Below are 12,224 nucleotides of genomic sequence, written 5' to 3'. Positions count from 1 at the left end.
GCAGGTCGCTCAACTGCTATAGATTGCTATATGAGAATGTACTTTACTTTAAGTATAAATTATAACCACCCGCTATCATGCAAAGGCCTCTGCCCTTTGTGTCAGCACGGTTGTTCCCTGTTCTACAGATGCGATGTAATAACTCATTTCAAGCCCCGTTGCTGCTGCGTAGACCGGTGCCAGTTCTTCCAGCAATTTCTCGATCGCTTCTTCCCTTACAATATTGATGGTACAACCACCAAAGCCACCTCCCATCATCCTTGCGCCCAGCACTGCTTTATTATTTCTTACATGATCCACTAAAAGATCCAGTTCCCTGCAACTCACTTCGTACGCTTTACTAAGCCCGTCGTGCGTGGCAAACATCTTTTTTCCCAATGCTTTGATATCCCCTTTTTTCAGATCGGTGCAGGCCTGCAGTAAACGGTTGTTCTCTTCCACCACGTATTTGCTGCGCTGGTAGATCAACGGGTCTTTTGCCCGCACATATTTATCCAGCATGTCCGTTGTTACATCCCTTAATGCTTTCACCGCAGGTATTTTTTCGTTGATCCATGCCACGGCCTGTTCGCATTGCTGCCTCCTGGTATTATATTCTGTAAAAGAAAGCTGGTGTTTTACATTGGTATTCAGCAACAGCAATTTGTAACCGGTCAATTTTAAGGGGATGTATTCATAGAATAAACTGCGGCAGTCGAGATGGATCACATGATCTTTTTTTCCAAACAGCGAAGTGAACATATCCATCACGCCACATTTTACCCCGGCAAATGTATGTTCGGCTCTTTGTGCAATATGCGCCATCTCTGCCTTGGATAAATGCAGGGCAAATAATTCGTTCAATGCAAATACGGTAGCACATTCCAATGCCGCGGATGATGAAAGCCCTGCACCGATGGGAATATCTGCCGCAACCAGTAAATTAAAACCCTGCAATGTTGCATTGGTTTGCTGCAACTGGTCTACAATACCCAGTATATAATCCGGCCAGTGCTTATTGGATTTAGCAATATTACCAAGCGAGGTTTGATACCATTCATTAAAATCGGTGGCAAACAAATGTACCTGGTCATCATTGCGTTTGGTGATGGCTACATAAGCTGCTTTGTCGATGGCAGCAGGCAATACAAAACCATCATTGTAATCGGTATGTTCGCCAATGATGTTCACCCTGCCCGGAGAGCGAACGATCATCGGCTTTTCAGTTATCTTAAAAGTACTTTTAAATTTTTCTGTTATAGTTTGTTCATTCAGCTCCATAACTCATTTATTGAGATCTTTATAACGATACATTTCACAGGCTGCCAGCAAAAAAGCCCCTACTCCAAAATTGGCGGTGGAGTTTTTGTCCACCACCTGTCCCGGTATAGCCCGCTCACCTATCGGTTGCACGTACCCGATCTTTCCCTCCGGCTGCAGTGCTATGGTGGTTAAATAACGCCAGCTTTTTTCTACCACCGGCGCAAATTCTTTTTTACTGAGATAATGATTATTGATACCCCATAAATACGCATAGGTAAAAAAAGCAGTGCCACTGGTTTCAAATCCCGGCGACTGCGCCGTATCCATGATACTTCTTGTCCAGTGCCCTTCGGGTTGCTGGTACCTTTTTAAAGCATGGGCCATCCCTTTGAATTTGCTGATATACGCATCGCGGTGCGGATCATCAGCAGGAAGGTCCTTCAGCACTTTTGCCAAAGCCGCAAACACCCAGCCATTGCCCCTGGCCCAAAAATCTTTTTTGCCTGAAGCAGTGGTATGCTTTGGATAAACATATTTGGCATCGCGGTAATAGATATTTTCTACACTGTCGTACATGATACTATTGGCATAACTGTAATATTCATACAGTTTATCCAGGTATTTTCTTTCGCCGGTAAGCAGGTACATTTTTGTCATCACCGGCATTACCATATACAATCCATCTGCCCACCACCAGTATTTATTTTCTGTGGAATTGATCTCATAACTCATCACTTCTTTAGCACGGGCAATTTTCTTTTCGTCCGGCTGCATATGATACAGGTCAATATAAGTTTGAAAACAGATCTGCCAGTCGCCGAACAATACATACTCCGGCTTTTCTCCATAATTAAATTTCCACTCGGCTTTATTATCCGAAGCGGCGCCTTTCCATTGGTTTTGCTCTGCCCATGCTTCTGAATATTTCCGGTAGGCTTCGTTCCTGGTAAGCGCATACACTTCCATATTGCCGGTATGATAAGCAGCATTATCCCAGAAGGAACGGCCCTGGACAGGGTTTTGCTCCTGCCAGTAAGTGTTTACCTTGTTGATCGTGGCCAATACAGTTTCTTTAGAATTATTTACTGCTGCAGTATGTTTGTTCGAACTGCTGCAGGCAGCCATCATCAATACAACAACACCGGTCACTATATAATTCAGCTTTTTAAACATTGATCCCATTTACATTACTGTCTTTCTATAATTTGCTTAACATAGGGTACGCATTACTGTTACACTAAAAAACTACTTTTATTATTTACCAACCCGGGTTCTGTAACATGGCAGGCATTTTACGTATCTCCACATCCTGTATCGGCAGCAGGTACATTTCCGGGCGGAAAGTGTGCTTGCTGGTAGTGGTGCTGATCACGTAATTAAAGGTCAGTCCCACACCGGTAGACAGGTTTCCGGCAGTACCCACACGGGTTACCGTCATAATGCTGTTATATCCCGTCGGCGTGCCACCATACAACGTCATGGCAATTTTCCAGCGGCGGATATCATTCCAGCGATGGTCTTCAAAAGCCAGTTCAATACGTCTTTCATTCTGTATAAAGTCACGCATTTCAGCCTGCGTCATATTCGCTTTCATGCCGTATAAACCATCTGCGCCGGGCGTGATACCTGCCCTATTCCTCAATTCAATGAGCTTTGGATAAGCAAGATTGGTTTGCCCGGTCTCATTAATAGCTTCTGCATAATTCAATAATATTTCTGCATACCGCATAATAGGCCATTCCCTGTCGGGGCTGGCGCCTGCACTATTGGTAACGGTACTGTCACACATTTTGCGGCAGTAATATCCTGTAGGGCTGATATATGAAGAATACGTGGTGGTGGTAGTGCTACCTGTATAAGTATAGAACGGCACCTGCACCAGGGAAGTATTCGCATACTTGGCACCGTTATATATCAAAGTGTAGCGGAAACGTGGATCCCTGTTCACATAAGGATTGGTGGGATCATAACCCGAAGTGGGATCGGTAATGGCTTTACCATTCGCCATAGGGAAAGCAGCCGCCAGGTTATGTGTAGGGCGGGTGTAATTGGAACCCATCGGTAAATAGTATTGCTCAAAATCCTTATTGGTGGGTCGGTACAGTGCAAAAATAAGTTCGGGGTTCACCCTTGTTAAAAAGGTTTTGTAAAACCCAAGTCCTGCTACGGTACTGTTATCGCTGATCAATGAATAATAATTGGAGTTGATCACCGCCAATGCCGCATCTGCCGCAGCCTGCCACCTCGCTGCATCATAAGAGGGATAACTGGCCGCTGCAATTTGATCAGCAGATGCATTGCCGGTATTAGCACCGCCATTGAACAATGGGCTGGCCGCATACAATAACAATCTCGACTTTAAACCCAGGCAGGTACCCTTGGTAACCCTTCCGTAATCGATGGCTTCATAAGCACCCGGTGCAGGTAATAAAGTGATCGCATCATCCAGCTCTTTTGATAAATAAGTTACCAGGTCAGCAAATTTCTGGCGGGGCAGATTTAATTGTGCATCGATATCATACACATTGTCGGCTACATTGGGTACACCGCCATAGCAGATGAGCAATTGCATGTAATACCATACCCGTAAGCATTTTGCTTCGCCTTTCATCCTGCTTTGTTTGGCAGCAGAAAGCGGCGTGGAAGGTAATTTTTCCATCAACAGGTTACACCTGCGGATGTTGGTATAAGGTACACTCCAGCTATCGGCCAGCGTAGGGCTGGTGGTTCCGAAGTTGGTGGGAGAAACCGTACCGTTGTACAATATCACATCCGGACGATAAGTGGCCGATAAAGAATATTCACCGTCATCTACAGAGTGTTCTGTATTACCGTGGGTATCCCACCTGCCTTTATTAAAAGTAAACCCGATCTGGTTGTAGATACCGTTCAGGAATTGTATAGTAAGCAAACTGTCTTTAAAAACAGCTTCTTCTGTTATGGCAGTGGATTTATTATCCAGGAAATCATTCTTTTTACAGGAAGCTATTAGTATAACCATACCTGTTATAATAACCAGCTTTTTCATATAGATTTTATTTTTAAGCATGATGATCTTTTTTTGAATGAAGCAATAGCGTTGTTTTAAAAAGTAGCTGTTATACCAAAATTGATGATGCGCTGTGGCGGATACACGGTACGGCTGGTACCCAGTGTGATCTCAGGATCCAGTTCGTACAGTTTGCTCAGCTTGGTCCAGGTAAACAGGTTATAACCGTTACTGTAAATGCGGATATTCTTCATACGCATGTTCTTCACCCATTTTTCTGGTAAAGTATAACCTACCTCTGCAGTTTTTAAACGGATATAGTCACCCGGTATCTGCCAGAAAGTAGAAGGATTGGCAGCAGGATCGCTGGTGCCCGGCGTAAAGGTCAATAACGGATACTTTGCATTATTACCCAGGGCAGGTGTCCAGGATTGCTGGTGCACCGCAAGCATATTAGAACTGAATGCCCTGATAGCTTCTGCAGCAGCACTCACATTAAAGTTGGATGATCCCTGGAAGAATACACCGATCGAAAAGTTCTTATAAGCAACCGATATCTGTAATCCCGCTGTTGTATTCGGAACATTGGGATAGCCCTGTACTTTAAGATCATAACCATCTATCACACCATCGCCATTCAGATCGGCATAGCGCAGATCGCCGGGGCGGATGGTACCACTTGGTTTGGCCACTTTAGGATCAGCAATAGAAGCGCTGTCGTAAAAACCTATCCAGGTATATACTCTTTGTGAACCAATACTGTGGTTGGTGTAAGACTGGTATCCGTATTTGTAACTCGGTTCATCCTGGAACAGGATGGTATTTTTTGCATAAGAATAACTTCCTTTGATGGCATAAGAAAAATTCTTGCCGATCTTGTCTTCCCAGTTCAGCTGTATCTCAATGCCTTTGTTATTTACTTTACCCAGGTTAACAGCAGGCAGTGTTTGGCCAAATACGGCAGATACAGAATTGGCACGACTTGTCAATATATCATAGCGGTTATTATTAAAATAATCCACCACAAACGAAAGCCTGCTGTTCAGCACTGCACCTTCCACAGCAAGGTCCAGTTTCTTTTCTTTTTCCCAGCTTACTTCGTCATTACCCAGTGTGCCTTCATACACAGCGCTGCTGCTGTTGGCATTGGGGTCGCCAAAATAAACCGCACCGCCACTCTGTGTATACACCTGCGTGTACAGGTAAGAGAAAGAAGTACCGATCTTATCATTACCTACCAATCCGTAAGAGCCTCTTAATTTCAAACGGTTAAGAAATGAAAAATGTTCTTTGATGAATTTTTCTTCCGATACATTCCATCCGGCAGATACCGCGGGGAAAAGTCCATAACGGTGTGCTTTTGAAAAGCGATCCGATCCGTTGCGGGCAGCATTCAATTCCAGTAAATATTTTTGTTTGTAATCGTATCCCAAGCGAACAGTGTAACCCAGTAAATTGTTGGGGATAAAATTATAAGCCGTACTGCTGTTATATCTTGTTACCGAATTTTTATTATATAACGCTAACCCGTACACGTGATGTCGTCCACCGAATGTACGATCGTAATTAATGAAGGCCTGCGCCTGCACACTACGATAGGTAGAGCCGCTGGTGGAACCCCGTATCAGCCTGCGCACACGGAAGATGCTGGCGTTCCTGGGCACATAGGGATCTGCCAATGTAGGATCGTAAATAAAAGAAGGAAAATCGGCACCGCTCATAGATACCGTGTTGGTGTTAACACCGGGATCGCCATAGCTGCTGGCATAAGACACTGTTCCTTTTACAGAAAGGCCTCTTGTAATAAAATCCAGCTTTTGATTCAATGTACCTACCAGGTTCATATTATTTTCAAAAGTGCGGGTATAGCCCAGGTAATTAAGGCGGCCGATCACATTGTTCACATCATAGCTGGTACCACCAATGGAATTGTTCCTTTGCCAGTAACTGTAACCCAGCGAACCATCGGGGTTGTATAAAGGATAAGCAAATGGACTCAGTGTAAGGAAACTGCCGTAATCATAAAACAGGTCGTTGTAGCCAAAAGGGCTGCCCACCTGCGGTTGGTTGATCTGGCTCACGTTACCATAAAGATCCAAACGCAGATCAGTAGTGGCAGTGGCTTTCATATCCAGGTTGCTCCTGTAGTTGTAGCGCTGGTTATAAAAGCTGTTATTGATACCCACTTTGCTGCCATAATTTTTAAGCATACCATTCTGGTACAGGTAGCCGGCAGAAATAAAGTACTTTACCTTTTCAGTACCGCCGCTGATATCAAAATTACCACGGTACTGCTGGCTGAAATTTTTAAACAATACATCCCGCCAGTTCACATCCGGGTGTGTATAAGGATTGAGGCCCCGCTGGAAAGTATCCAGGTCGGCCTGTTTAAAAAGTTGTTGCGCTGCAGCAACGCCATCATTCGTTTGCGCCTGCATTACCAGTTTGGCTGTTTCGTAGGAATTTAAATAATGAGGAAGAATGGTTGGTTGCTGGATACTGGTTTCGCCGCGGAACGATATCTGGGGTGCGCCGATCTTACCCCTGCGTGTGGTCACTATCACTACACCGTTAGCACCTCTTACACCATATACTGCTGTAGTGGAAGCATCTTTTAAAATACTCAGGCTTTCAATTTCATTCGGATCGATACGGGCAAATTGTTCGTAAGTAAATTCAATATCATCCACAATGATCAGCGGCGTATTGCTACCACCATTATACGAACTTTGTCCACGGATATAAAAAGTGGCGCCATCCGCACCCGGCCTGCCGGATGTTTGCTGCGAAAAGAAACCGGGCAATTTTCCTGCCATGGTATTCTGGATACTCGCAGAAGGATTCTCCCTTAATTCTGCACCTGATACCGTACTGATAGCACCCGTGGTGGTGATCTTTTTTTGTTTACCATAACCCACCACCACTACATCACTAAGACTGCCGGATGCAGTTTTTAATACGATCTGTAAAGTGGTATTATTACCCGCCTTGTACTCTTCTTTTTCATAACCTACATAGGTTACTACCAACACATGCGATTTACCTTTTAGTGTAAGCGTAAAGCGGCCTGATGCATTGGTATTCGTTCCGTTGCCGGGCACATCTTTTTCCACTACAGAAGCGCCCACAATGGCGTTGCCGTTATTATCGGTCACCACGCCGCTGATCTTATTTACCTGTGCCATTGCTGTACCACTGGTAAAACCGATCAATATAAGAATGAGATAAATTATTTTTTTCATTTTATAATAGCTTTAAATGAATTTTAAAGGGTTTGTTTTACCAGCCTTCGTTCTGAATGAGGTTGGGGTTTTTATTGATTTCGTCCAGTGGTATGGGCATGTGGTACATCCTGTTGTTGAACACAGGCGTCATCACATTGATCACCTGGTAAGTGGGTGTTACACCATCATTGATCTTCATACCGGTCAATGGCGTTGTCAATACCTGGTCGGCAATTTTCCACCGGCGTATATCCCAGAAACGGTGCTCTTCAAATGCCAGTTCTATTCTTCTTTCATTCTGTATCAGTGTACGCATCTCTGTTTGAGAGATACCCACTTTGATACCGTAACGGGTATTGGTGCCTGCAGTAATGCCCGCCCTGGAACGCAGCAGTTTGATCTGTGTTACTGCATTCTCTGTTTGCCCTAATTCATTTAATGCTTCCGCATAGTTTAAAATGATCTCATCATAACGGAACAAAGGAAAATTGTGGCTCTGGCTTGAATAAGCTGTACCGGTGGCAAAACTTCCCAGGAATTTTTTCAGGTAATAGCCCGTCCTCGTTTGTATGGTGGAGATAGAAAAATTATTGGGTTTGTCAAGGCTGTCCTCAGCAGTTTTTACAGTACGGCCCAGCCATTGCGATCCATGACGGAAAACAGTGGCATCCAGCCTCGGGTCCCTGTTGGCATAAGGTGTTGCAGGCGTATAACCCGAACCGGCTTCATTAATGCCCATACCATTCAGCATTGGAAATGCATCCACAAAATTCTGTACCGGGCTGGTCATACCCTGGCTTCTCACATTGGCAGCAATATAGCCCACCGGCGACTGGCTGTTCTCCAACCCAATACCATTGGCCACCTGCTTGGTAAATATCACTTCTGTATTCATTTTGTTAATGAACACCGAAGCAAATGCTGTAGGCGTTCCACTGGTAACCAGTTTATAATAAGTACCCAATGCTGCAAATTCATTATAAGCATCCACCACTTTCTGCCAGCGTGTAGGGTCTGCCGTTAGGTAACCGGTCAATGCTTTTTTTACAGGATCGGTCTCAACACCGCCGCCATTGAACAAAGGGCTGGCTGCATATAACAACACCCTGCATTTAAGCGCCACAGCCGCGCCTTTGCTGGCCCTGCCCCAGTCCGAAGTGGAAACAGGATCTGTACGCATGCTGTCTTTAATAGCCGTACATTCATTCACGATGTAATCCACTGTTTCTGCAAAAGTTTTACGGGGCAACTGTATATTGTCATCCAGGCTGTAAATAGTATTGCCCAGTAAAGGCACACCACCATAGCGTTTCAGTAATTCCCAGTAAAATAGCGCTCTTAAAAACCTTGCTTCAGATTTATAATATTGCCGGGTAATAGCGATCAGCGGCACTTTATCAATATTGGCCAAAAAGATATTCGCACGGCGTATACCGTAATAACTGTTGGCCCAGTAAGGATCAGGATTATTGATGGCAGAAACAGTACCCTTCAGGTAATTCTCCGCTTGCGTATTGTATCTTGATGGCAGCGCATCGCCTGCACCATCATCCAGGAAATCACCATCAATACGGGTGAAGCCATCGGGAACATAATTATAAATATTGTTCAGGTCGTAACCGGCAACAATACCATTCTTATCCAGCGTATCAAAAGTTAAGGAAGAAGTGAACCAATCCTTTGGCTGGGTCTCGTATTTTTTGCAGGATGAAATAACCAGCAGCGATACGATCGCGGAAATGGTTATTGGAATAAAATATTTCTTTTTCATATAGCAGTATTAAAATTTAATGTTGATACCAAAGTTGAACAGGCGTTGAATAGGATAACCACCGGTAAATCCTTCAGGGTCCCTTCCATCCAGTTCATCCGATTTTATGGTGAACAGGTTGTAGCTGTTAGCAAACAGGCGTATGGTGTTCAGTCTTGTTTTTTTGATCAGCTTCGTGGGGAAAGCATATCCTACTTCCAGGTTTTTAAGGCGCAGGTAATTACCATTTCTTATCCAGTAAGAGGATACCGCGTAATTATTGGAATTATCACCATAACTCAGGCGGGGATAAGTTGCCGATGCCGCAGTGGCCGGTGTCCATCTTTGCAGGTTATGGCTATATGCCTGGCCCGTGCCACCCGCAAATGCCCAGTAGCTGCTGCCCGAAGCATAAATATCACGGTTAGCCATACCCTGGAACAGGGCGCTGATGTCAAAGCCTTTATAACTTACACCCATTGAAAGACCACCCATGATCAGGGCCTTGCCCGAACCAATCCCGGTTTGATCGTTTTGGTTGATCACACCATCATTATTGAGGTCTTTATATTTTATATCACCCGGCTGTGCTTTGTATCCCGTGGTGGTGGCACTGCTGTTGATCTCGGCCTGGCTCTGGAAAAGTCCATCGGCTACATAGCCAAATATTCTTCCGATGGGTTGGCCTGTACGCTGCATCCAGCTGTACTGCCTGCTCACTTCATCCATAAATATCACTTTGCTGTTTAAGAAAGTGGCGTTGACATTTACAAAGTATTGCAGCTCTTTCACACTTTGTTGCCAGCCCAGCTGGAATTCCCATCCATAATATTTATTCTTGCCGATATTCTCATCAGGGTAATCGTTACCAATAGTAGTACTGCTGGCACCACGTTGCTGCAGCAGGTCGTAATATTTATTGCTGAAATATTCTGCAGAAAAGTTCAGGTGATTGTTCAGCAAAGCGCCGGCAATACCTGCATTGTATTTATTGGCTTTTTCCCAGGTGATATTAACATTGGGCAAAGTGCCTTCTGTAATAGTGGTAACACCTCCGGCACCGGTACCAAAATAACCGGTAGCGCCATCAAAGAATCTTGGGTAATACACAAAGTAACCGGGGTTGTCCCATCCCGTTTTTCCATAGCTGGTATACACCCGCAGTTTTGAAATAACAGGAACGGATTGCATGAATTTTTCACGATCTATATTCCATCCAAAACCTATAGAAGGAAAAAATCCTCTTTTGGTAGAACCATCATCAGGATATCGGTTGCTGCCGTTATAAGCCAAAGCACCTTCGGCAGTGAATTTATTTTTGTATACATACGAAACCCTTGCAGAAGTTCCGCTGATAGTATAAGGAAGATCGGAACCACTGGTGGAATTATCCCTGTTGAATAAAAGCAGTGCATTGATATCGTGTATCTTCCCGATGTTCTTTGAATAACCCAGGCTCAGCTCTTCATAATCTCCCCTGCCCTGGTAAGCAATACCATTGCTGTTACCCTGTGTACCATTGCTACCAAACTGTATGTAGTTGCTGCCGGTTTGCTGAAACACTGCAAAGGATTTACTGCGGTTGATATCTTCTGCCAATGTGGAGTTATAAGCGGCTTTAGCTCTTATCCACAAACCTTTCAGCACTTCATCCAGTGAACGCTGTAAATAAATATTCACCAGTATATCCCTGTAATAGCGCTGGCGGTAGCCTGAGGCAATGGTTTGTGCCAGTACATTGTTCTGGTATTGCTGGTTGCCCCCAAAACTGTTATTGGAATTTAAAAGCGGGTATGCGTTGGCGGGAGTGTTCATGATACTGGACAATATAGAACCGGTAGTGGCACCGGGTTCGTTGGCATTCATGATCCTGCCCAGTAAATAGATACCGCCGGAAAGTTTAGGCGTAATGTTCACATCAACATTCGAACGCACCACATAACTCTTGAAATTATTATTGGTATTATAAGATGTGCTGTCTACAGTTTTAAAGAAACCGCTTTGATTGGCATGTTCCAGCGATACAAAATAGCGGGCAAATTTATTACCACCCGTCGCACTTAAAGTATACTTGCTGAACTGCGCTGTTTTATTGGTAACCTGTTCCCTGTAATTTACATTGGGATAATTAACAGGGTCAGTACCATTTTTATAAGCATTCAAAGCATTTTGAGAATAATATAAACCGGAGTAAGCACTGTCAACACCGTCGTTACGCAAAGCCTCGTTGTGCAGCAATGCATAATTATAAGCATTCAGTGTTTCGGGCCATGCAATGGATTGCTGTATGGCTGTTTGTGCTGTAAAAGATATCTGCTGGTTGCCTGCTTTGCCTTTTTTAGTGGTAACCAGTATGGCGCCATTGGAGCCCCTGACCCCCAGCATGGCGGTTGCCAATGCATCTTTTAACACAGTCACCGATTCAATTTCCTCCAGGTCAAATGTGGTAAGATTGGCCACTACCCCATCAATAATGATAATGGGTGTCTTACCCCTTAAAGTAAGCGAGGCGCCATCCGAACCGGGTAATCCCGAACTCTGCAGGGTGTACAAGCCAGCCAGCCGGCCGGTAATGGCATTGCGGAAACTGGTAACCGGCGATTTCAAAATGTCTTTTGAATAGACCGCATCGGTAGAAGCTGCGGTGAGGTTCCGGGCCGATTGGGTGTAGATCAGTTCAACCGGCTGCTCGTTGTTGATAACAACCGTATCAGCCTTTTTTTGCTGGGCGCTGGCTGTTGTGGCCAAAACGGCCGTGCATAATGCTGTAAACAGCAGGTGTTTGGAAAAGGAATGAATTACATTTTTTTTACAACTAAATAGACGCCGGGTTGCTTCCGGTAATTGGGGTTTAGTTCCCGGTTGAGGTAAACCTGAACCAGGCCGACAGTTGACTGTTCGTTTTAACATACAGCAGAAGTTTTAGCATTCGTTAGAAAATAGGATGTAAATCTAAAGTCGAAAGGGGGTAAATAAGGGGGTATCAGCCGTAAAATAAAGGGGTAAATTCGTAAAATTG

6 protein-coding genes are annotated in these 12,224 nt (G+C 44.5%); all 6 read right to left on the bottom strand.

The window, feature by feature from the left end; genetic code table 11:
* Positions 1 to 75: 75 nt before the first annotated feature.
* Positions 76 to 1,260 carry a galactokinase gene (gene galK / locus QM738_RS14845; protein ID WP_462277508.1) on the bottom strand — a complete coding sequence of 395 codons (1,185 nt, stop codon included), beginning with the start codon at positions 1,258 to 1,260 and terminating at the stop codon, positions 76 to 78.
* 3 nt (positions 1,261 to 1,263) lie between these two features.
* A complete protein-coding gene (locus QM738_RS14840; RefSeq protein WP_462277507.1) occupies positions 1,264 to 2,415 on the bottom strand; it encodes a glycoside hydrolase family 88/105 protein in 1,152 nt (383 codons plus the stop codon).
* A gap of 85 nt (positions 2,416 to 2,500) precedes the next feature.
* On the bottom strand, positions 2,501 to 4,270 hold the full coding sequence (locus QM738_RS14835) for a RagB/SusD family nutrient uptake outer membrane protein (protein ID WP_462277506.1): 1,770 nt from the start codon (positions 4,268 to 4,270) through the stop codon (positions 2,501 to 2,503).
* A 56-nt stretch (positions 4,271 to 4,326) separates the two neighbouring features.
* Positions 4,327 to 7,473: a SusC/RagA family TonB-linked outer membrane protein gene (locus QM738_RS14830; RefSeq protein WP_462277505.1), complete on the bottom strand. Its 3,147-nt coding sequence runs from the start codon at positions 7,471 to 7,473 to the stop codon at positions 4,327 to 4,329.
* 37 nt (positions 7,474 to 7,510) lie between these two features.
* Complete coding sequence (locus QM738_RS14825) at positions 7,511 to 9,226, bottom strand: RagB/SusD family nutrient uptake outer membrane protein (RefSeq protein WP_462277504.1); 1,716 nt, start codon at positions 9,224 to 9,226, stop codon at positions 7,511 to 7,513.
* Positions 9,227 to 9,235: 9 nt separating this feature from the next.
* A complete protein-coding gene (locus QM738_RS14820; RefSeq protein ID WP_462277503.1) occupies positions 9,236 to 11,953 on the bottom strand; it encodes a SusC/RagA family TonB-linked outer membrane protein in 2,718 nt (905 codons plus the stop codon).
* Positions 11,954 to 12,224: the final 271 nt, after the last annotated feature.

Source organism: Ferruginibacter sp., from assembly GCF_049840995.1.
Taxonomy (GTDB): Bacteria; Bacteroidota; Bacteroidia; order Chitinophagales; family Chitinophagaceae; genus Ferruginibacter.
The sequence above is the reverse complement of the archived record's forward strand: the minus strand, read 5'-3'. Positions and strand labels throughout refer to the sequence as shown.

Bases quoted from the DNA above. Each gene is read 5' to 3' on its own strand.
- QM738_RS14825 (WP_462277504.1), bottom strand. From the start codon at position 9,226: ATGAAAAAGAAATATTTTATTCCAATAACCATTTCCGCGATCGTATCG.
- QM738_RS14840 (WP_462277507.1), bottom strand. From the start codon at position 2,415: ATGTTTAAAAAGCTGAATTATATAGTGACCGGTGTTGTTGTATTGATG.
- QM738_RS14835 (WP_462277506.1), bottom strand. From the start codon at position 4,270: ATGAAAAAGCTGGTTATTATAACAGGTATGGTTATACTAATAGCTTCC.
- galK (WP_462277508.1), bottom strand. From the start codon at position 1,260: ATGGAGCTGAATGAACAAACTATAACAGAAAAATTTAAAAGTACTTTT.
- QM738_RS14830 (WP_462277505.1), bottom strand. From the start codon at position 7,473: ATGAAAAAAATAATTTATCTCATTCTTATATTGATCGGTTTTACCAGT.